Source organism: Bradyrhizobium sp. USDA 4449 (genome assembly GCF_054056275.1).
Map to the genome: position 1 here is coordinate 6,113,184 of NZ_JBSRYD010000001.1, position 22,383 is coordinate 6,135,566.

General features: G+C 64.7%; 16 protein-coding genes and 1 pseudogene. 2 read left to right on the forward strand and 15 right to left on the reverse strand.

The genetic code is table 11. The features are described from left to right. Positions 1–26: 26 nt before the first annotated feature. From ACVIIW_RS28585 to ACVIIW_RS28620, 8 genes are all read right to left on the reverse strand, one after another. The gene (locus ACVIIW_RS28585) at positions 27–2,603 is read right to left on the reverse strand and encodes a caspase family protein (RefSeq protein ID WP_456703784.1); all 2,577 of its coding nucleotides are present in this window, start codon (positions 2,601–2,603) and stop codon (positions 27–29) included. Between the two features lie 164 nt (positions 2,604–2,767). Further along, complete coding sequence (locus ACVIIW_RS28590; protein WP_456703785.1) at positions 2,768–3,508, reverse strand: carbonic anhydrase; 741 nt, start codon at positions 3,506–3,508, stop codon at positions 2,768–2,770. A gap of 147 nt (positions 3,509–3,655) precedes the next feature. Further along, positions 3,656–7,159, reverse strand: a complete 3,504-nt coding sequence (dnaE, locus tag ACVIIW_RS28595; RefSeq protein ID WP_456703786.1) for a DNA polymerase III subunit alpha — start codon at positions 7,157–7,159, stop codon at positions 3,656–3,658. Between the two features lie 500 nt (positions 7,160–7,659). After that, entirely contained in the window at positions 7,660–8,379 is a 720-nt protein-coding gene (locus tag ACVIIW_RS28600; RefSeq protein WP_456703787.1) for an outer membrane protein, read from the reverse strand. Positions 8,380–8,789: 410 nt separating this feature from the next. After that, entirely contained in the window at positions 8,790–9,605 is an 816-nt protein-coding gene (locus ACVIIW_RS28605) for a transglutaminase domain-containing protein (protein WP_456703788.1), read from the reverse strand. A 40-nt stretch (positions 9,606–9,645) separates the two neighbouring features. After that, positions 9,646–10,578, reverse strand: coding sequence for a dihydrodipicolinate synthase family protein (locus ACVIIW_RS28610; RefSeq protein ID WP_456703789.1), 933 nt, complete (start codon positions 10,576–10,578; stop codon positions 9,646–9,648). 194 nt (positions 10,579–10,772) lie between these two features. After that, on the reverse strand, positions 10,773–11,696 hold the full coding sequence (locus tag ACVIIW_RS28615) for a serine hydrolase domain-containing protein (RefSeq protein ID WP_456705298.1): 924 nt from the start codon (positions 11,694–11,696) through the stop codon (positions 10,773–10,775). Then, complete coding sequence (locus ACVIIW_RS28620) at positions 11,591–11,932, reverse strand: hypothetical protein (protein WP_456705368.1); 342 nt, start codon at positions 11,930–11,932, stop codon at positions 11,591–11,593. The genes ACVIIW_RS28615 and ACVIIW_RS28620 overlap by 106 nt, the downstream gene beginning before the upstream one ends. 352 nt (positions 11,933–12,284) lie before the next feature. Between ACVIIW_RS28620 and ACVIIW_RS28625 the strand changes: the two genes are divergently transcribed. Further along, positions 12,285–14,048 (forward strand): FAD-binding oxidoreductase, encoded by a 1,764-nt coding sequence (locus ACVIIW_RS28625; RefSeq protein WP_456703790.1) that lies wholly within the window; start codon positions 12,285–12,287, stop codon positions 14,046–14,048. Between the two features lie 30 nt (positions 14,049–14,078). Here the strand turns inward: ACVIIW_RS28625 and ACVIIW_RS28630 are convergent, their stop codons facing one another. After that, a complete protein-coding gene (locus ACVIIW_RS28630) occupies positions 14,079–14,852 on the reverse strand; it encodes a helix-turn-helix transcriptional regulator (RefSeq protein WP_456703791.1) in 774 nt (257 codons plus the stop codon). 120 nt (positions 14,853–14,972) lie between these two features. On the opposite strand from ACVIIW_RS28630, the pseudogene ACVIIW_RS28635 reads away from it, so the two are divergent. After that, positions 14,973–16,052: pseudogene (locus ACVIIW_RS28635) on the forward strand (alcohol dehydrogenase catalytic domain-containing protein). A gap of 129 nt (positions 16,053–16,181) precedes the next feature. On the opposite strand, the gene ACVIIW_RS28640 reads toward ACVIIW_RS28635, so the two are convergent. The 6 genes from ACVIIW_RS28640 to ACVIIW_RS28665 all read right to left on the reverse strand — a co-directional run bounded on the left by ACVIIW_RS28640 (position 16,182) and on the right by ACVIIW_RS28665 (position 22,365). After that, positions 16,182–16,886 (reverse strand): ABC transporter ATP-binding protein, encoded by a 705-nt coding sequence (locus ACVIIW_RS28640; protein ID WP_092229566.1) that lies wholly within the window; start codon positions 16,884–16,886, stop codon positions 16,182–16,184. A 7-nt stretch (positions 16,887–16,893) separates the two neighbouring features. After that, positions 16,894–18,174 (reverse strand): lipoprotein-releasing ABC transporter permease subunit, encoded by a 1,281-nt coding sequence (locus tag ACVIIW_RS28645; protein WP_456703792.1) that lies wholly within the window; start codon positions 18,172–18,174, stop codon positions 16,894–16,896. Positions 18,175–18,264: 90 nt separating this feature from the next. Next, a complete protein-coding gene (proS, locus tag ACVIIW_RS28650) occupies positions 18,265–19,584 on the reverse strand; it encodes a proline--tRNA ligase (protein WP_456703793.1) in 1,320 nt (439 codons plus the stop codon). Between the two features lie 147 nt (positions 19,585–19,731). Beyond that, positions 19,732–21,294, reverse strand: coding sequence for a copper resistance CopC/CopD family protein (locus ACVIIW_RS28655; protein WP_456703794.1), 1,563 nt, complete (start codon positions 21,292–21,294; stop codon positions 19,732–19,734). Further along, positions 21,294–21,812 (reverse strand): YcnI family copper-binding membrane protein, encoded by a 519-nt coding sequence (locus ACVIIW_RS28660; protein WP_456703795.1) that lies wholly within the window; start codon positions 21,810–21,812, stop codon positions 21,294–21,296. The genes ACVIIW_RS28655 and ACVIIW_RS28660 overlap by 1 nt, the downstream gene beginning before the upstream one ends. Positions 21,813–21,843: 31 nt before the next feature. Further along, positions 21,844–22,365: a copper chaperone PCu(A)C gene (locus tag ACVIIW_RS28665; RefSeq protein ID WP_456703796.1), complete on the reverse strand. Its 522-nt coding sequence runs from the start codon at positions 22,363–22,365 to the stop codon at positions 21,844–21,846. Positions 22,366–22,383 lie beyond the last annotated feature (18 nt).

Consider the following 22,383-nt stretch of genomic DNA (forward strand, 5'->3'; position numbering starts at 1 on the left):
CCATTCCCGGATTTCCGTCCTGCCCGCTAGCATTTGGGCTGGTTCGGAGCGCACTTTTTCGGGGCCGGAGCCGCGGGGCGCGGCGGCGGCGGGGCCGGATGCGGCGGCGGAGCTACAGCCATCCGCGGCGGCGGCGGAGGTGCCGGCCGGGCTACGGGGGGCGGCGGAGCGGGCCGAGCGGCTGCAACCGGCGGGCGCGGCGGCGGAGGCGGTGCGGCCACCCGCGGCGGCGGGGCTGCCACCCGCGGCGGAGGCGGAGGAGTCGGCCTTGCGAGCGCCTGCGGGTGCGGCGCTGGCGGCGGTGGCCTTGTGACCTGCGCGGGCGATGGTGTTGCAGGCCGCTGCCCCTGCGGCTTGATCTGCTCGCGCGCGGTGACCGGCGGCGAAGGCTGCGTCGGCTTCCCGTTGGTCACATTGGTCGTGGTCACGCCCGGCTTGCCTGCCGGGGTCAGCTTGGTCTCGCCGGGCTTCACCGGCGCATTGGCCGTATTGCCGGGATTGACCGTATTGGCATGCTCCTGGACGTTCGGCCGCGCTCCTCCGCTAGGCGGCGCATTTGAAGGCGGCGTCTGCGGCGTGAGCTTGGCGTTGGCGGGCTGCGAGTTGCTACCCGGTTTGGCGGTTGCGCCAGAGCCGCCGATGGGGTTCGTCGTCGATGAAGACGTGCCCGTGGCCGCCGTTCCCGTCTGCGGCGCGCCCTTGATGGCGGGCGCGGTCTGGCCGGGCACGGGCAAGGAGTGGCCGGCCGGCTGACCGGCCTTGGTATCCGCCGTGCTCGGCGCGGTCGCCGTCAGCGGATTGGCCTTGCCTCCGGCCGTGGGAGCGGTTGCGTTGCCGGTCGCCGGAGCGCCGGGGGCACCCGCCTTCGTCGTGGCATTGCCGGTGCCGGGCGCGCCCGCCGGACTTCCCGCAGCAGCGTTGCCGGTCTGCGTCGTGACTTGGCTCCTTGTCTTGAAGGCTGCCCCGCCCGCCTTCGTCGTCGGATCGACCGCAACAGTCTTGGGGAGCGGAGCCTTATTTTCCTGAATCAAGGTTGCCTTTTGAACCACGGTCGGCGGCACAGCCGTCATTGCCCCGAGAGGCTTTCCCGATGCCGCCACCGTCGTGGTGATGGCTGGATCGCCTGCTGCCGTTGCCGCTGCCGGTGCCGCGGGCTGGTTGATCACGGTGTTGATGACCGTGGTATTATGAATGTTGTTGACGATGATGTTGTTCGGCGGCGGCGCGACATAGGCCGGCGGGTTGTAGAACGCCGGGATCGGCACGAACACCGGCTGCGGCAGCACGAACAGGCCGACCACTGGCAGCGGGGGCGGCAGCACGACGAAATCCTCCGGCGGCGGCGGGCAGAAATAGACCGGCGGCGGTGGAGGCGGTGCAAAACCGAAATCGGGATCGCTGAAATACAACACGGGACGGTCCACATAGACCACCTCGGCCGGCGGCGGCGGCGGCACGTCATAGTCCATCATCGCGAAACTCGGCGGCGGCTCGAGCGGCGCGGTCAGGATCGCGAGCCGGCGCCGTGCATCACCCGCATGCGGCCCGCGCGGATAGCGGCGCAGATAGGACCAGTAGGCGTCCGGTGTATCGGCGCGATAGCTTCGCCGCCAGGTGATCGCCTCGCGGCGCGCCGCCACGATCGCCATGACGCGCTTCGCCATGGGGTCGCCGGGATAGGCTGCGAGAAAATCCTCATAGGCCGGCAGCGTGTCGCGCTCGAGCGCGGCCGCATAGGCGTCCTGGGCGCCGAGATCGCGGATCGGCTTGTTGCGGATCGCAGCGACCTGGTCGGGCGCGGCCTGCGGCGGCGGGGCGTCGGGCGCGCGATCGAAGAAGCTGAACGGCGCGGAGATCTTCTGGTCGTCCCAAGGTACTTGCGCGCCCTTGGAGTTCTCATTGACGCGCAGGCGGACGCGGTCGAACACCTCCGGCAGCGACAGCCCGCCGGTGCGGATCATCTCCGCCAGCGACTGCGCATAGATGCCGTATGGTCCCGGCTCCTCGGGTGCCACCGTGCCCGGCGCCGCATTGAAGGCGATCAGCATGTTCGGATCGGGCTCGACCAGCGCCAGCCCGCTGGCGATCGGCTGCTGGCCGCCTTCCACGAAGGGCTGCGCGCGCGCGGCATCGAGCACGATGATGTTGGCCTTGAGCGGAATCGCGGCCAGCTGGCGGGCATAGTCGCTGATGCGCAGCGCCTCGGTCGGAATGTCGGTGTCGCGCGTGATGTTGGAATCAACAGGGATGAAATAGTTCTCACCGGCCAGCTGCACGCCATAGCCGGACAGATAGACCATCGCGACGGTGCCGGGCCCCGAGGCCTGTGCCTTCTGGATGAAGTCGTGAAGACTCTTGCGCAGCGTGTCGCCGTCGAGATCGCGGGCGCCCACCACGTCGAAGCCGGCCGCTTGCAGCGTCTGCGCGATCAGCCCTGCATCGTTGGCGGTGGTCGCCAGCGGCGACTTCGAATAGGCGCCGTTGCCGACGACCAGCGCGATCCGCTTTTCCTGCTGTTGCGCGCGCGCCGGACCAAGCGCGCCGGCAACGAGGAGGATCGGCAGAAGGAAGCAGATGAAGACCTTGTTGTATGTCCCGCGCATGGCTCGCTTGCCCGTTATTGTTGTCGAGATATCACCACGCATGAGACGCGCGACCGGCTGAACGGCGCTTGAACGAAAGGCTCGGATTGAGGCGGCGGCATGGCGCAGCTCCACGTGCGGCGGCTCGTGTCAGCTCCTGGTAAGCATCGACGTCGGCTCGAGCTTCAAGCCTGCGCAATCGGCTCCACTGTTCCCGTCCTCAGCCGGTAGACGCCGCCTGATATCTTCAGCTTGCCCTGCTCGACCGCCGCGTTGAGGATCGGCGCAGCCGATTTCAGCCTTGCGACATTGTCGATCACGTTCTGCCGGATCGCCTTGTCGAGCACCTGCCCGCCCTGCTGCATCGCGGCTTTGGCGGCCGGCGCGATCGCATCGACCAGCGAGGGAATGTGTCCCGGCGGCGGCTTGTCGTCCTTGATCGCCTTCAGCGTCGCATCGACCGCGCCGCAAGCATCATGGCCCAGCACGAGGATCAGCGGCGTGCTGAGCACGGCGACGGCGTATTCCATGCTGGCGACCGTCTCGGCGCCGGCAAAATTGCCCGCGACGCGGCAAACGAAGAGATCGCCGCGGCCGGTGTCGAAGGCATATTCCGGCGCGATGCGCGAGTCGGCGCAGCTCAGCACCGCCGCGAACGGATTCTGCCCGCCCGCCAGCGCCTCGCGCTCATGCCTGAAATCATGGCGCCTCGTTACGCCCTCGACATAGCGCGCGTTGCCCTCCATCAGTCGCTTCAACGCCGCGTCGGGCGACAGCACGTTCTGCGGTTTCGGCGGCGCCTTGTTGTCCTTGGCGAAGGCGCGGCCGGCGAAGGCCATACTCAGCGCCGAGGCGGCCAACAGCATCGCGGACCGACGTGACGGGCCCACCTGGTTGAAGCGATCTTGAGAGCATCGGTCGCACATTGTCGGCTCCTCCGCCGTTGCAGAGACATCAGCGCAGACCCGTTGTTTTACATCCGAACATCATTGCCCGGAGCCATGCTAGCCGGAAACATCGTCCGGTTGCAACGGCACGATCGCACCGACCGCGCCGCGTTCGCGACGAAACGCCTAGATCTGCTGCACGTCCACCACGCCGGCCACCGCCTTAATGGCGCCGGCGATCTGCGGCGAGACCTTGAAGCGGCCGGGCAGCCTCATCTCGACCTCGGTCTCGAGGTCGAGCATCATCACCAGCGTGACCTCGCCGTCGCCGTTGGAGCGCGGCGCGATGGCGGGACTGCCGATCTTCGGCGCCGCGCCATTCGCGCCCGCAGCTTCCGGTCCGGCCAAACGCTTGGCGATCGAGTCGAGCGGCTTGGTATCGCGCAGGAAGATGCGCAGGCCCTTTTGCGTCTTGGCTGCAGCATCATCCAGCGGCTCGGCATGCAGCACGCGGGCGCGGACGTCTTCACCCTGCAATTCGGCGCCGAGCTGGAGCAGCACGGCGGCGCCCGGCTCGAGCACGTCGCGATATTGCGCCAGGCCCTCGGAGAACAGCACGGCCTCAAAGTGGCCCGTGGGATCAGACAGCCCCATGATACCCATCTTGTTGCCGGTCTTGGTGCGGCGCTCCATGCGCGACACCACTGTGGCCGCGACCTTGCCGGCGGTGGCGCCGGTCTTCACCGCGCGCGAAAACTCGGCCCAGCTCTGCACGCGCAGCCGTTTCAGCACGGTGGCGTAATCATCGAGCGGATGGCCCGACAGGAAGAAGCCGACGGCGTCGTATTCGCGACGAAGCTTTTCGGCCGGCAGCCACGGCTCGATCTGCGGCAGCATGATGGTCGGCGCATCCGCCGACATGCCGAACATGTCGTTCTGGCCGATGGTCTCGGCCTGATGCGCGCGCTGGCAGGCAGCCGATATCGAGTCCGCGCCGGCGAATACGCGGGCGCGGTTCGGCTCCAGCGTGTCGAACGCCCCGGCGGCCGCAAGACTTTCGATGATGCGCTTGTTGATCGCACGCGGATTGACGCGCGCGGCGAAGTCGGCGAGCGAGGTGAACAGCCCCCGCTTGGTCCGCTCCTCGATGATCTGCTCGATCGCCTGGATGCCGACGCCCTTCAGCGCGGCCAGCGCGTAATAGATGACCTTGTCGCCGACCTCGAAGGTCGCGCCGGAACGATTGATGTTCGGCGGCTCGACCTTGATGCCGAGGCGCTGCGCCTCGGAGCGGAATTCCGAAAGCTTGTCCGTGTTGTTGAGGTCGAGCGTCATCGACGCTGCGATGAACTCCACCGGATAATGCGCCTTCATGTAGGCGGTGTGGTAGGACACCAGCGCGTAGGCCGCCGCGTGGCTCTTGTTGAAGCCGTAGTCGGCGAACTTGGCGAGCAGTTCGAAGATGGTCTCGGCCTGCCCTTTCGGCACGCCGTTCTTCACCGCACCCGCAACGAAGATGTCGCGCTGCTTGTCCATCTCGGCGCGGATCTTCTTGCCCATGGCGCGGCGCAGCAGGTCGGCGTCGCCGAGCGAATAGCCCGACATCACCTGCGCGATCTGCATCACCTGTTCCTGGTAGATGATGACGCCGAAGGTCTCCTTGAGGATCGGCTCGAGCACCGGGTGGAGATATTCCGGCTCCTCATCGCCATGCTTGCGCGCGCAATAGGTCGGAATGTTCGCCATCGGGCCCGGGCGATACAGCGCCACCAGCGCGATGATGTCCTCGAAACGGTCGGGACGCATGTCGACCAGCGCGCGCCGCATGCCCTGGCTTTCAACCTGGAACACGCCGACCACCTCGCCGCGCGCCAGCATCTGGTAGCTCTCGGCATCGTCGATCGGCAGCGTCGCGAGATCGACATGGATGTTGCGCGGCTTGAGCAGCTTCACCGCGACGTCGAGCACGGTCAGCGTCTTCAGGCCGAGGAAGTCGAACTTCACGAGACCGGCCGGCTCGACCCATTTCATGTTGAACTGGGTCACCGGCATGTCCGACTTCGGATCGCGGTACATCGGCACGAGTTCGCTCAAGGGGCGATCGCCGATCACGATACCGGCTGCGTGGGTCGAGGCGTGACGCGTCAGGCCTTCGAGGCGCTGCGCGATGTCGAACGCGCGCGCCACCACGGGATCTTCGTCGCGGAACGCCTGAAGTTTCGGTTCGCTCTCGATTGCGGCCGCCAACGTCACGGGAGCCGCCGGATTCTGCGGCACGAGCTTCGTCAGCTTGTCGACCTGCCCATAAGGCATTTGCAGCACGCGGCCGACGTCGCGCAGCACGCCGCGCGCCTGCAGCGTACCGAAGGTGATGATCTGCGCAACCTGGTCGCGGCCATAGCGCTCCTGGACGTACTTGATCACCTCGCCACGGCGGTCCTGGCAGAAGTCGATGTCGAAGTCCGGCATCGAGACGCGTTCCGGATTGAGAAAGCGCTCGAACAGCAGGCCGAACTTGATCGGATCGAGGTCGGTGATGGTCAGCGCCCACGCCACCAGCGAGCCTGCGCCGGAACCGCGGCCCGGCCCGACCGGGATGCCCTGCGACTTCGCCCATTTGATGAAGTCGGACACGATCAGGAAGTAGCCCGCGTACTTCATGCGCATGATGACGTCGAGTTCGAACGCCAGGCGCTTGCTGTAGTCCTCCTCCGTCGTGCCCTGCGACAGGCCGTGCACGCGCAGACGATTGGCGAGCCCCTCCTCCGCCTGCCGCTTCAATTCGGCCGCCTCGACCGCGGCGGCGTCCGTGCTCGCAGCGGCACCAACCGTGAAGAACGGCAGGATCGGCTTGCGCGTCATCGGGCGGAATGAGCAGCGCTCGGCGATCTCCACGGTGGAGGCCAGAGCCTCCGGAATGTCGGCAAACAGCACCGCCATCTCGGCGCGCGTCTTGAAGCGGTGATCGGGCGTGAGCTGCTCGCGCTCGGTCTCCGCGATCAGCCGGCCGCCCGCGATGCAAAGCAGCGCATCATGCGCCTCGTAATCGTCGGTCGTCGCGAAATACGGCTCGTTGGTCGCGACCAGCGGCAGACCTTTCGAATAGGCGATATCGATCAGCCCGCTCTCGACCCGCCGTTCCTTGTCGATGTTGTGCCGTTGCAGTTCGACATACAGGCGATCGCCGAACAGGCCGGCGAGACGTTCACAGCGCGCCGCCGCGATTTCGGCCTGCCCCGCAGCCAGCGCGAGCGAGATCGGCCCCTCGGGGCCGCCGGTCAGCGCGATCAGGCCTTCGGTCTCGCCGTCGAACCAATCAAACTTGATGAACGGGGCGTGGCTGTCAGGCGATTCGAGGAAGGCGCGCGAATTCAGCCGCATCAGGCTGCGATAGCCGCGCTCTTGCGCGGCCAGCAGCACCACGCGCGAAGGCGGCAGTGCGTTGCGCGCGTTCGGTTCCTGGTCACCGAAATCGATCGCGAGCTCCAGGCCGACGATCGGCTGGATGCCGTACCCCGCCATCTTGTCGGAGAATTCGAGCGCCCCGAACAGATTATCCGTGTCGGTCAGCGCCAGCGCTGGCTGGTGATCCTTCTTGGCGAGCTCACCGAGCTTGGCGATCTTGATCGAGCCCTTGAGCAGCGAATAGGCCGAGTGAACGTGAAGGTGGACAAATCCGGCGCTCGGCATGGTCGCGTGATGGCCTCTTGTGAGATCTGGGAACGGTCGCCAGCGTCAGGAGCGTGATGTACCCGCCGGCCGACTCGCCTCCCAATCGTGGGGGCTTGCCCCGCCAGAGTCCACGCCAGAGCCGCCGATCGGCCGTCTCATCCCGCTTTTCCCCAAGGGCCATGTGAGGGAGTTCCCCGACCACCGGTTTGCAAAACCTCCTCCAGCGTGGCGGCATCAGAGCTGCGGTATGACCTGGGCCCAGATCGCGATCATTCCGACAAACAGCGCGATCGACGTCAGTGCAGCGGCTTCTTCCACGAAAATCCTGAACATGGCTTGCTCCATCACCAGAACGTATGAAGAACATTGTTCTCATTTTGTTCTCTGGAGTCAAGCCGTCTCGGTCGCACCCCGATGAAATGGTTAACTCGCTGAATTTACGCAATAAAAAAGCCCCGGCGCAAGGCCGGGGCTTTCGACATCAGCTTCTTGCGAAGCGATCAGTCTCAGTCGGTTGCTCAGTACCTGGCGATCGCCGGGCCGCCGAACTTGTAGTTCAGGCGGACGAGGCCCATGTCGACGTCCTGACGGATGTGATCGGTCTGAATGCCGGCGAAGGTGACGTCCTTGTCCGACAGGAAGATGTGATTGTACTCGACACCAACCGACCAGTTCGGAGCGAAGCCGACCTCGAGGCCTGCACCGACGGTGCCGCCCCAACGGGTGTCGCTGACGGAAGCAGCGGTCACGCCGCCGAAGCGGAGTTCATTCTTGGTGCCAACAACAGCCGCACCACCCTTGGCGTAGAGCAGGACGTTGTTCCAGGCGTAGCCGATCTGACCGGTGATCAGGCCGAACGAATCGATCTTGGAGCGATCGGTGAAGCCGGTGAGCCCGCTGACATTGTCGCCGGAGAAGTCGGCCCAGTTGCCCTGGCCTTCCACACCGAACACCCACTGCGCCGACTGCACGCGGTAGCCAACCTGGCCACCGACGGTGCCGCCCGTGGCGTTGTGGGAACCTTCGCCGCCAACCAGCGGAGCGCGCTGATCCCAGGTCGTGTGAGCCGAAGCGCCGCCGCCGTTGATACCGATGTAGAAGCCGCTCCAGTCATAGACCGTGGCGATCATCGCGGGCGCCTTGGTGTAAGGCCGCGCAGCGAGGTCAGCAGCCAGCGCCGGTGCAGTCGCAGTGATCGCGACAAGGCTCACAGCTGCGAGCAACAAATTCTTGTTCATTTGATTCCCGTTCCAAGTTTCGTCGTTAGGCCCCCGGGCCGTGGCGACGTCATAACAGCGATCGACGGAATTGCTGTAACCTCACCGCAACAGTTCGCTCCAAAGGGCCGGGCTTCATTAACGAAGGTTTAGCGGCGCAGCCGCGGAACCCTGTGAAACAAGCCTCTTCAGCAGTTCCAACCTCATCCGCGCGACGTGCACTGCGTGCACGCCTAACAGCGTCGCGCGCACGATTCTGTGATGGGGAAAGTCTTGGTTTCCACTCCCCATTGTCGCCACATTTTCGCTCTTCTTCGCCACATTCGCGTTCACCTCGAACGTGACCACGCGACGCGCGCAGCTTTCTGCACGATTGCACTCTCGCCGCTCGCTGCGCGTCGAGGAGCAAAGCGCATGGCGTGCCGCCCCTCTTATTGCCAGGGCGGAGTGCGCAACGATGACGCGATCTCGACGGCGCCCTCCTCGCCGCGCTGCGCCAGACCATCGCAGAGCAGCAGCTCCGTTTCGCTCAGCGTCAGGTGCGGTTCGCATGCCGAGCGCCAGCTATCCCAAGCCGAGGTCTCGCGCTTGGCGAGCGCGAGCAGATCACGCACCAGGTTGACGCGCACAAAAAACAAGCCTGCCGTCGTTCCGTGACCCAGCTGCTCCGGATCGATCGCGCCGGTTCGGCATCGTTGCCACGCTTCGATACCGGTGATGAACGCCGAGCGTGGCACGTCGGTCGGCTCAAAATCGAATTTCAGAAAGGTGCGATGGGGCTCGTCGAGTTCGGCATCGACCAGGACCCAGCGTTGCTCGGCTTTCGCCCAGTACTCGCACACCCAATGATCATGATAGGAATGCCCGGTGAAGTACCTGCCGAAACCGCAGCGGACGCGGGCTGGCACACGGTGATGCCGCAAAACCGCGCATAGCATCAATGAAAAGTCCCGGCACGTTGCCAAAGCTCTCAACTCGCCTGGCCGCGCGATCGTCAACGGTCGCGGGTCGATCGCCAGCAACTGATCCAGGCGATCGGACACAGGCAGCGTGGTACGGCTTTGACCGATGAACGCAGCGGGGTTGAAGCCCTGCCTCTCGATCCACGCCTCGTGGACGAGCAGGCCGTGCAACATGCGACACAACGCCGGGATATCCGGCGGCAGGCCGCTGATCACAGTCGCATGAGCGCCCGGATCGGTCAGCGCGCTGTGGCCGGTGTAATAGTCGGGAGACGTTTCACTCATTCAGGACCTGTCCAGCCAGGGTCAGCTGTTCGGTTCTCGCTTAGTCCGCCGCCGCGATCTTCGCGCGGAAAGCCTCCTGTCCCTCCACGATCTTGTCGATCAGTGCATCGAGCGCCCAGAAGCGTTCTCTGATATCGAAATCGACCGCCCGGGTCTCGATGCGGGCAAAGGTGCCGAGACGCTGGTGATAGAGTTTTGCAAGTTTCGGATAACCCATGGGCTCCGCCATCGCAGCGAGCGCCAGGTAAACCGAAAGCTCGTTCGCGAGCACCGGATGCTTGTGGTGTTGCGTCAGCAGCCATTTGTAGAGATCAGGGTGGAAGTTCGTGAACACGCCGGTGAACCCGGGAGCCCCCGACTTCATCGCGTCAAAGGCGATCGCGGCATTGGCGTTGACGATCGTGAGCGGGGAGCCGTTCGCCAGCTTGACCCGGCGCTGCACGGTCGGCAGGTCGCACGAGACGTCCTTGAGAATGGCAAAGCGGCCGCTGTCGGCGCAAAAGGCCAGCTCGTCGTCGGAGAGAAGCCGGCGGAACGGAGCCGGGCATTCATAAAGGCCGAGCGTGATGTCCTTGGGCAGCCGGTCGAGCAGCCAGCTCAGATTGTCGGTGAAGTCCGTCTTTGCCGGATCGTGCGAGGCCAGACGGTTCGTCACCAGCACCAAGCCGTCGACATCGGTCTTCGCGATCGACGAGAGCTCCGTGAGCTGGTCTTCCCTGGACTCGCTGATATGGCCAGAGGCGATGACCGGAAGCCGGCCGGCCGCGGTCTTGGCCACGAACCGCGCCAGCGCGACGCGCTCCTCCAGTGTCAAGAACTGCATCTCGCTCGACTGCGCGACCGCGAACAGCGCGTCGGCACCGTTAGCGATGTACCATTCGATCAGCCGTTCGAGGCCGGAATAGTCGATCGTGTTCGCTTCGGTGAATGGCGTCAGCATCACGGGAATGATGCCCTTGAGAGCGATGGTCACAGGCGAGCTCCAAATGGCGAATCTGGCAGCGGCTGCGCTGCCGGTTCGCGAGTATAGATCAAACGGTCAGTGGGCGTCCGCAGCGGCAACGCAGCGCCGCTGCGGACGCCAGTTATTCGCCGACGATTTTCAACCTACTCCGAAAGCTGGTCGTTTCGCAAAGAGGTTACGGCCTGCAAGCCTGCGCTTCGCGTTCAGGCCGGGGGCGAGATCGCCTGCAAGACATCCCTGAACACGCCGAACTGCACTTTGGCAGCTTCAGGGCTATAGTCCTGATAACATCCCGCGGTCACCGCGACGACGAGGTCGAGCTCCGGGACGATGCGGATCGACTGGCCACCTCTGCCCTGCGCGGCAATCGATTGGACGACCCGCCCATTGAGCCGGGAGCTCCGCAGCCACCACAAATATCCATAGGACTGACCGTCGGTCGCCCTCAGCTTCATTGTGGTCGACGCCTCGATCCATGCCCTGGACACGATTTGCCGATCGTTCCAGCGACCGCCCTGAAGGACGAGCTGGCCGATCTTCGCCATGTCGCGCGGCCGCAGGCGCAATCCGCCTCCGGCATCGCTGTCTCCTTTGAACCTGCTCCACTCGAATTCGGTGATGCCTAGGGGATCGAACAGCACGCGACGCGCGAATTCATCGAGCGGACGGCCGGTGGCTTTGCGGACGATCGCCGAGACCAGCGCAAGTGCGCCGGTGTTGTAGAAGAACTCCTGGCCGGCCAGTGCGGTCACGGGAAGGCCGAGGACGTAGCGACAGGCATCCGGCGCCATGTGCATGCGCACCTCGTCGTTGTCGTCGCCCGTCGCCGGAGTTGCCTCCACCCATTTCAGACCCATCGACATCGTGAGCAAATGTGAGAGCAGGATGCGATCCCTGTCCGGGGACCGCAGGTCGGACAATTCGGGGAAGAAGCTGAAGACCGGCTCCTCGATGCTGCGAATGAGCCCCTGGTCGAGCGCGATCCCGACGACCAGCGACGCCACGCTCTTTGAGCACGATTTCAGATTATGCAGCGTATCGGCATCAAAGCTGACATCAGTGACGCGGACGCCGAAGAAGCGACTGGGGACCTCATCGGCCCCCTGAAGTACCGCTCGAACAGCAATCTGCCACGCCGAGCGACCAGCACGGCATGGATGTTGGCGCCCGAGCGTTCGAGCCGACCGGCGATCCTGCACAGCGCGGCCTGATCGACATCGTCGTCTTCACTGGCAGAGGGAACAGACCAGCCGTCGTCACGCTTGGCGGGAGCCGGACAATTGGCCTCGGCAAAGATCGGCACCGCCGCGATCGGCGTCAGGGCTGCCCCGCCGAGCAGCGACATGAATCGCCGACGCTTCATCCCGTCCTCTTGACCTTGTCTTTGATGGCCGTGTCGGCGCGTCATTCCCTGAGAGGGAGCACTTATGCGGCAGGTTGTGCCATCAATCTGCCTCAACTGCAATGGGCTGACCCGCCATCAAGCGCTGCACAGGGCGGCTCTCGCTGTCGCCAACCTTCCACGGGGAACTCCGAGATCGAAATAAGCTTGGTTGGGAGCGCGATGACCCGTCGCGCCGTTTCGTCCCTCCTGCGTCGTCATTCGTCACGGCCCTCTCATCTTCGTCCCATCGCCCCCTCCGTTCATCCCTCCCGGCTCGCTTTCCGGCGCAGATTCGCGGAGACATCCGTCGAGCACCGCCTGGAGAACCGGAATGAACCGTCGCGACTTTCTAGCCACGGCCCTCGCACTTGCCGCAGCCCCGGCACTCGGCAATCAGCCGACGGGCATAGCCGCTACCAGCCGCCCGCGGCCGGGACAGGCTGGCTGGCCTTCCGATGCGGACTGGTCGGCGCTGAATCAAGCCACCGCGGGACGCCTCACCCGTGTGACCCCTCCGAACCTCGCCCCGGCTGAAGCAAAACAGCTCCTGGCCAATCCGTTCTACATCGGTGATCAACCCGGTCTGACGGAAAGTTCCGGCTGGTTCGAGGCCTGGCGCTCCGAGCCCAGCGCCTACATGGTCGCGGCCGAGAGCGCGGCAGACGTCGTCGCGGCCGTGCGCTTCGCCAAAGCGCACAATTTGCGCCTGGTCGTGAAGGGCCGCGGCCACAGCTATCTCGGCGGCTCCTCTGCGCCGGATTCGCTTTTGTTATGGACCCGCAAAATGGACGCCATCACCGTTCACGACGGTTTCGTTCCGCAAGGCTCAAGCTCCAAGCCGGTTCCGGCTATCACGACGGGCGCGGGCTGCATGTGGCTCCGCGCCTACCAGGCGGCCGCCGGCGCCGGGCGCTACGTTCAAGGTGGCGGCTGCACCACCGTGGGTGTCGCTGGGCTGGTGCAGGGCGGCGGGTTCGGGAACTTTTCCAAGGGATTTGGAACGGCGGCGGCGAGCCTGCTCGAGGCCGAGATCGTGACAGCCGACGGCGAAATTCGTGTGGTCAATGAAACGCGCGAGCCGGAGCTGTTTTGGGCGCTCAAGGGCGGAGGCGGCGGCACTTTCGGGGTCACCACACGGCTGACGCTCGCAACGCATCCGCTCCCCACATCCGTCGGTGCGGTCAACGCCACGCTGCGCGCCCGCTCCGACGAAGCCTACCGCAAGCTGCTGGCCCGCTTCGTCGCGTTTTGCGCGACGAGCCTGTGCAATCCCCACTGGGGCGAACAGGTCCGGGCGTATCCCGACAACCGCCTCGACATTCGCATGGTCTTCCAAGGCCTGACAACGGACGAAGCGCGGGCAAATTTCAAGCCCCTGCTCGATTTTGTCGCAGCCAATCCTGACGATTACGCCGGCAAGGAATCGCTTGAAGTCGTGGGCGTGCCTGCCCGCTATTTCTGGAACGGTTGGCTTTATCGCCTGTTCGCCCGCTCCGCGGCCAATTTCGATGAACGTTCTGGAGCGCCATGGACCGATTATTGGTGGAAGGGCGATGGCGAGCAGGTCGGCGCCTTCTGGCACGCGTACACATCGGCCTGGTTGCCGAGCTCGCTCCTTGATCAGCAGAACCGCAACCTCCTCGTCGATGCGTTATTCGCCGCAAGCCGCCACTGGGCGGTCGGGCTGCATTTCAACAAGGGCTTGTTCGGCGCATCGCCTGATGTGATCGCAAAAGCAGGAAACACGGCGACGCATCCGGACGCATTCGAGGCCTTCGCTCTTGCGATCATCGCAGCCTCCGGCCCCACCATCTTCGGTGGTCTTGCTACGCCCGATCCTGTTCTCGCCAAAGCGCATCGAGACCGCGTGAACGCCGCGATGGAGGCGCTGCGCGCGGCGGCGCCGAACAGCGGCGCGTATGTCAACGAGTGCGATTATTTTCAGTCGGACTGGCAGAATGCGTTGTGGGGCCCGAACTATCGACGGCTCCTCGACGTCAAACGACGCTACGATCCGGATGGACTGTTCTTTGTGCATCATGGTGTCGGCAGCGAAGGCTGGAGCGCGGACGGATTTGCCCGCCTGCCCTCGTAGCGAACCCAAATCTCTTCAGGGACGGCACGCCTACACCGGCGTGTAGATCACGAGCTTCAGCGCGGGATCGTCGTTGGCCTGAAAGCTGGTGTGCTCGAAATGCAGCACGCCCTTGGTGGGATGCGTCATGGTCTTGCGGCCCGACAAGGTGCCGTGCACCTCGTGCGCACCCCACCATTTGACAAATTCGGGGCTACCTTCGCGCAGGCGCGTCAGCAATTCAGCAAAGGCGGGATCGCCGGCCCAGACGTCGTGGGTGGCGCGAAACATCGCGACCATGCGCTTGGCCACCTCAGCCCAGCCCGCGCCATAGGATTTCCGGGTCTTCTTGTTGGTCATCATCAAGAGCAGGGTGTTGCGATCCTCTTCCGGCAGCCGCCCGAATGCGAAGATCTCTTCGGCGGCTGCGTTCCACGCCAGCACGTCCCAGCGCCGGCCGGTGATGTAGGCCGGGTGCGGCAGGCTTTCGACCAGGCGCCGAATGGCCGGCGGCACCACCTCGCGGGTGAAGGGGCCCCTCGCGCCGTCCCGCGCGAGATCCCTGAGATGCGCGTGCTCGGTCTTGCTGAGCCGCAGCGCGCGCGCCAGCGCATCGACTGTCGTGACCGACGGGCTGACGGTGCGGCCCTGCTCGAGACGGATGTACCAGTCGACCCCGATGCCCGCGAGCTGCGCGACCTCCTCGCGGCGGAGCCCTGCGGTACGCCGCCGCTGGCCCGCCGGTAGGCCCACTGACTTCGGCGACAGCTTTTCACGACGGGAGCGCAGGAAATCGCCGAATTCGACGCGGCGTGGGTCGGCCATGGACGGACTCGCGTGAAGGAGGGTCGGACAATACTAGGATAATACCAGGCCTTCCTGCCGCGCAACAGCCCTCGCATAATCCCTGCACCTCACAATGAGGTGCGAACGAAGGTCAACATCATGAAGGCTGCCGTACTCAAATCTTTCGGATCCCCGCTTGAGATCGAGGACGTCCCCGACCCCGTGCTCGGTACCGGCGAGGTGATCGTCGAAATCGTCGCCACCCGTGTGCTGTCCTACTCCAAGGAAGTGTTCAGCGGCGAGCGCAAATACGCGCTGGATCTGCCCGCCATTCCAGGAGCCGGCGGGGTCGGACGCGTGCGCGCGATCGGCCCGGACGCAACCAAATTGTCCGTCGGCGACTGAGTCGTCTGCGATCCGACGGTCCGCTCGCGCGACGACGCGATCGCTCCCGACATTCATCTGCAGGGCGTCAGCGCGCGCGGCGAAGGCGGCATGCGGTTGCAGAAATATTTTCACGACGGTTCCTTCGCCGAGCGGATGAGGGTGCCGACCGAGAACGTGACGCGGCTCGGCGAGGTCAGCGAGGAAACGGCCGCGCAATGGTGTGCGCTTGGAACCTTGCTGGTGCCCTATGGTGGTTTCCTTGCCGCCAGGCTGCAGCCCGGCGAGACTGTGCTGGTGAGCGGCGCGACCGGCAATTTCGGCAGCGCTGCCGTGGCGGTGGCGCTCGCGATGGGGGCGGCTTGCGTCGTTGCGCCGGGCCGCAACGAGAAGATGCTCGGCGAGCTCGTGCGTCGCCATGGCGCGCGTGTCAGGCCGGTGAAGCTGACGGGCAACGAGAACGACGACCGCGAGCTGATGAAGCGCGCCGCACCCGGCCCGATCGATTGCGCGTTCGACATCATGCCGCCCTCCGTCTCGACGACGGTGGTCCGCGCCGCGATCATGACGGTGCGGCCCAATGGCCGTGTCGTGCTGATGGGCGGCGTCAACATGCAGGGCGGCCCCGGCCTGGAGCTGCCCTACAACTGGATCATGCGCGAGTGCATCACGATTCACGGCGTCTGGATGTATCCGCCTGAAGCCGCGGTTCGCCTGATCGCGCTGGTCCGCGCCGGCCTCTTGCGCCTCGATCACTTCGAGACGACGGCATTCGACCTCGACCATGCCAACGAGGCCGTGGACCATGCGGCCGCCAATGCGGGCGCGTTCAACATGACGGTGATCCGGCCGTAATTGTCGCAGCAGCTGCGGCGATGCGTCGCCGCAGCTGATATGCCTGCGGTGTCAGATGGCTGGGAGACGTCACCCCCGATGCAGCCGGCCGCGGCCGTCTACTGTGCATGGGGTTGTTTTCGCGGTTTGTTATTCGAGCTCGACCACCTGGCCGTTGGAAAGCGACACCCGCCGATCCATGCGGCCGGCGAGTTCCATGTTGTGGGTCGCGATGAGCATCGAGACCTTGGTCGCCTTGACCAGCTGCATCAGGGCCTGGAACACGTGGTCGGCGGTGTGCGGATCGAGATTGCCGGTCGGCTCGTCCGCGAGCAGCACGCGGGGCGCATTGGCCACCGCACGCGCGATCGCGACGCGCTGCTGCTCGCCCCCCGACAGCTCTGCGGGACGATGGGTGATGCGGTCGCCGAGGCCGAGATAGCCCAGGATCTCCTTGGCGCGCTTGACGCTCTCGGACTTCTTCAGGCCGCGGATCATCTGCGGCAACATGACGTTCTCGAGCGCCGAGAATTCCGGCAGCAGCCGGTGCGACTGGTAGACGAAGCCGATATCGCTGCGGCGAAGCTGGGTGCGCTCGATGTCGGGCAGTTGCGAGGTCGGCGCGCCGTTGACATAGACCTCGCCGGAATCGGGGGCCTCGAGCAGGCCCGCGATGTGCAGCAGCGTCGACTTGCCCGACCCCGACGGCGCAACCAGCGCCACGGACTGTCCCGCCCACAGCGCGAGCTTGGCGTTGTCCAGGATCGTCAGCGCCGCCTCGCCCTGCAAGTACTGCCGTTTTATCTCGTGGAGATAAATGACCGGTACATCCTCAGCCCCCTGCTGCTGCTCCATCAGCCCCTCACTCGTACCGCAGCGCTTCGACAGGATCGAGGCGCGCGGCGCGCCAGGACGGGTACAGCGTCGCCAGGAACGACAGCGTCAGCGCCATGATGACGACGGCCGTGGTCTCGCCGACGTCGATCTCGGCGGGCAGCTTCGACAGGAAGTAGAGCTCGGGCGAGAACAACTCCGTGCTGGTCAGCCAGGACAGGAATTGCCTGATCGATTCGATGTTGAGGCAGATCACGAGGCCGACGAAGAAACCGACCAGCGTGCCGACCACGCCGATCGAGGCGCCCGTGATCAGGAAGATCCGCATGATCGATCCTTGCGAGGCGCCCATCGTCCTGAGGATCGCGATGTCGCTGCCCTTGTCCTTCACCAGCATGATCAGGCCGGAGACGATGTTGAGCGCCGCGACCAGTACGATCATGGTCAGGATCAGAAACATGACATTGCGCTCGACCTGGAGCGCGTTGAAGAAGGTCGAGTTGCGCTGACGCCAGTCGACCAGGAACACCGGCCGGCCCGCCGCCTCCGTCACGGCTTTACGGAAGGAGTCGATCTTGTCCGGATTGGTGGTGAACACCTCGATCGAGGTGACGTCGTTGCTGCGATTGAAATAGGCCTGGGCCTCGGCGAGCGGCATGAACACGAAGCCGAGATCATACTCGGACATGCCGATCTCGAACACGGCGACGATCTTGTAGGGCTTTATGCGCGGCGTCGTGCCCATCGGCGTCACCGCGCCCTTCGGCGCCACCAGCGTGATGCTGTCGCCGGCATGCAGCGATAATTGGTCGGCGAGCCGCCGGCCGATCGCGACGCCCTGCCCGTCGTCAAAGCCCTCGAGCGAACCCTGCTTGATGTTCTTGGCAATCGAGGTGAGATTGTTGAGGTCGTCAGAACGGATGCCGCGCACCAGCACACCCGAGGCGTTCCAGGGCGATGACGCCAGCGCCTGGCCATCGACCACGGGCGCAGCGAGCCGGATGCCCTGCACCTGGCTGATGCGCTCGGCGACGTCCTTCCAGTCGGTCAGCGGCGATTCCAGCGGCTGGACCAGGATATGGCCGTTCAGCCCCAGGATCTTGTCGAGCAACTCCTTGCGGAAGCCGTTCATCACGGCCATCACGATGATCAGCGTGGCGACGCCGAGCATGATGCCGAGGAAGGAGAACCCGGCGATGACCGAGATGAATCCCTCCTTCCGCCGAGCCCGCAGGTAGCGGGCCGACAACATCCACTCGAACGGTGCGAAAGGCGCAGTTTGGACGGCTTCTGTCATGGTTTCATCCATCGCTCGATAATCCCATGATTCGGGGTCAATTGTGGCCGGATTGGCGGCCGCGATCTCGGGCGATGAACAATATTCAGCCGACCAGACTTATCAGCCCACAAGTCTTGCGACCGCGTCCGCTGGCGACATGGTCTCGCGGGAGCCGTCGCTGCGCTTCTTGATCTCGACCTTGCCCTCGGCGAGCCCCTTCGGCCCGATCATGATCTGCCAGGGGATGCCGATCAGGTCGGCGGCGGCGAATTTCGCCCCTGCACGTTGGTCGGTGTCGTCATAGAGCACGTCGACGCCCTTGGCGGTGAGCTCGGCGTAGAGCTTCTCGCAGGCGCCATCGACGGCAGCATCGCCCTGCTTGAGGTTGAGGATCGAGACGCGGAACGGCGCCACCGCCTCCGGCCATTTGATGCCGGCATCGTCATGGCAGGCCTCGATGATGGCGCCGAGCAGGCGCGAGACGCCGACGCCGTAGGAACCGCCATGGATCGGCACGTCGACGCCATCAGGGCCGGTCACCAGGGCCTTCATCGCGTCGGAATACTTCGTGCCGAAATAGAAGATCTGGCCGACCTCGATGCCGCGGGTATTCACGCGCTTCTCTGCCGGCACTTCCTGCTCGAACCGGGAGGCGTCATGAACATCTTCGGTCGCGGCATAGAGCGAGGTCCATTGCTTGATGATCGGCGTCAGGTCGCTGTCATAGTCGACGTCCTCGCCCGGCACCGGCAGGTCCAGCACGTCGCGATTGATGAAAACGCCGGATTCGCCGGTCTCAGCCAGCACGATGAACTCGTGGCTGAGATCGCCGCCGATCGGGCCGGTCTCGGCGCGCATCGGGATCGCCTTCAGGCCCATCCGCGCAAAGGTGCGCAGGTATGCGACGAACATCTTGTTGTAGGCGACGCGCGCGGCGGCCTCGTTGAGGTCGAAGGAATAGGCATCCTTCATCAGGAACTCGCGGCCGCGCATCACGCCGAAACGCGGACGCTGCTCGTCGCGGAATTTCCATTGGATATGATAGAGATTCAGCGGCAGGTTCTTGTAGGACTTCACGTAGGCGCGGAAGATCTCGGTGATCATTTCCTCGTTGGTCGGCCCGTACAGGAGCTCGCGCTTGTGGCGGTCGGCGATGCGTAGCATCTCCGGGCCGTACGCGTCATAGCGGCCGCTCTCGCGCCAGAGGTCGGCGAGCTGGAGCGTCGGCATCAACAGTTCCAGCGCACCGGACCGGTCCTGCTCTTCGCGCACGATCTGCTCGATCTTCTTCAGCACGCGGAACCCGAGCGGCAGCCAGGCGTAGATGCCGGCCGCCTCCTGCCGGATCATGCCGGCACGCAGCATCAGCCGATGCGAGACGATCTCCGCCTCTTTCGGATTTTCCTTCAAAATGGGCAGAAAGAACCGCGACAACCGCATGGTAATACTCTGGGAATCAGTGGTGGCCTGCAGTGAAACCGGATTGAAAGCGAAAAGACAAGGCCGGGAATGAGGAAAAGCCGCTAACGCGGCGGAATTCCTGTCATTTTTCCCTCGACTTCAGGTTGGACCTGGTCCGTGTCGAAGCTAGGGCGTTGCGATCTCGAGTTCGTCCTCGAGCGTGACCTTCTCGAAATCGGTAATGAGCGCGTCGATCCGCACATGCCAGCGCCCGGCGACCGGCAGCTCGACCTTGTGCACATGCCAATAGCCGTCAGGCCCGAGCTCGGCGTCGCGTTCCATCGGCTCGATGCCGCGCTCGGGCAGGCTCAGCGTCAGCGTCGCCTCCTTGGCGTTCAGCGGCGTCGCCTCGCTGGTCATGAGCTGGAGCACGAAATCGTCCACGCCGGCCTTGCCCGGCGACACCAGCACTTGGAACATCGCGTTGTCGGTGTGGATGTGGATCGCCAGCGGTGTCTCAGGCACGATGGTCCGTGGCGGCGGCGTGAAGCGCCAGCCGGCGACGACCGCGAAAATGCCGAGCGCGGTCCCGCACTCAAGCAGGATCGATCGCTTCAGCGCCGGCGCGGCCACCTGATCCTTTGCTAACGCGGGAGTCAACCGAAAGCGATTGATGGCTGCAAGGGCCAGAAGGAATAGGACCAGCGCCAGCTTCACCGAGAGAATGAGGCCATAGCTCGTGTCGACCAGCGCAGCCGGCTTCTCGAGCTGGATCATCGTAAGCATGAGGCCACTCAGCGCCAGACCCGCGACCACCGGCATGGCGATGCGCGAGAATCGGTTGAGGAGCGGCAGCACTGCCGCCGTCGGCTTCGACAGCAGCGCTGCAACCGGCGCCAGCGCACCAATCCAGAAGGCTACGGCGAGGCCATGGACGAAGACCGCCGGCCGCGTCAGCACCTCGGGCGACGCCGTTGCGGCGTGCCCGGTCATGGCGAGCGACATGCCCACACCGACGAAGGCGATGACCGCGAGCGTACGCGCGTACCAAGCCCGGCCCAGCGCCATTTGCGCAAGCAGCATCGCCGCGATCGCGACGAGCAAAGCGGGACCGGCACTGGTCGCAAATGCTATTTTCCAGGGGGCCACAGTCACAAGCGCCGCCAGCGGCAGCCCAAGGAGATCAAGACCCACCAGACCAAGTGAGACAATGGCACTCGAGAGACCAACAACGAGCCCCACGCGTGGCACGCCCATACCCATCGTCGACCACGCAATCCAGCGCCCAAAGAACACGCCGCCCACGCCGACGAACAGCCCGAGATAGAGGCCGACCCGCGACAACCAGATCAGCGCGTTCAATCCACCATCCACATTTGCCGAAGGCTGCGTCCCCGTCGGCATGCCGATCGAGAAGATCACCGATCCGGCGACGGGATGACCGTCCTGCGAGATGACCCGATAGCTCACCACCGCGGTGCCCTTCGGCAAGTCCGGCGGCATCGCAACCGAAATGCTCTCGCCTGACGTCGTGACGCGCGCAGCATCGCGCACCCTGCCCGCGCCATCGATCAACTGGATCGCGCCCGGCGTCACCGCTTCGTTAAAGCGCAATTCCACCGCCTTCGGCGCGCTCGCCAGCATGCTGCCGCTCGCCGGCTCGACCGAAATCAGCGCCGCATGGGCCAATGCGCCGGTCGAGGTGCCAACAAGAAACAGCAGCGTCGCAACTGCAGCGAGAAAGCGCATTACGGCTTGGGCAGCAATTTTATGCCAGGCGCCGGCGACTTGTCCTCGCGCGAATGCGCTGCCCCTTCCACCGGGATTTCGATCCAGCGGCTGACACCCTTCTCGCATTCCTGCACCACAGGGAAGTACAGCGTGGTGTTCGGCTTCAGGCTGTCAGTGAGAAAGCTACTGACGACAAATTCATCATAATTGCGGTCCGGCAGATTGCCGCCGGACCAAACCACTTCCTTAACGCCCGAAGTCAGCTTGTTGCCGTGATAGTCGTAGGCACTGGCATACTGCCCCTCGACGATATCGACGTTCCAACCGGCCTTCGGCATCGGCTTCACCGCGATCACACCTTCCGGGATTTGCACACGGATCTTGATCGTCGGCGAGCCGGAACAGCCGTGCGGCACGGCGAAGACGGCCTTGTAGGACGCGCCGACCGTGGCCTGCTTGCCTTCCAGATAAACGTGGGCCGCCGCAGGCGATGCGACGAGTGCACCGACCAGGATTAGCAAGGGTGTCTTCGACATGCTCGATCTCCCGGAGGTTAGATCACATCAGTCACATTTTCATTCCCGAATGGTCCGGCATTTTCTTCATCATCGTGCCCCCGCCGCTGGGCGCCTGGGCGCCGACGCCCTTGACGTCGAGCGACACCGCGACCTTGCCAGCCTTCTCGAACTCGAGCGTTACAGGCACTTTCTCGCCCTCTTTGAACGGCCCCTTCAGATCCTGAAGCATCAGATGGTTGCCGCCGGGCGCGAGCTTCACGGTCTTGCCCGGCTCGATAACGAGGCCCTTGTCCAGCGGACGCATCTTCATCACGCCATTGTCCATTGTCATCTCGTGGACCTCGGCCTTGCCGGCGAGCTCTGCCGACACGGCGACGAGCTTGTCGGGCGCGGTGCCCTTGTTCTCGATGGTGAGGAACCCGCCGGCGACCTTGGCGCCGGCAGGCGTCGCCCGACTCCAGGCCTGGGAGATGACGAGATCGCCCGCCTTGACCTCGTCGGCTCGGACGGGGGCTGCGATCACAACGGCCGAGAACGCCGCGAGCGCGAAGAGAGTTGAGAGCTTGTTCATGTCGATTGCCTTTCTTGT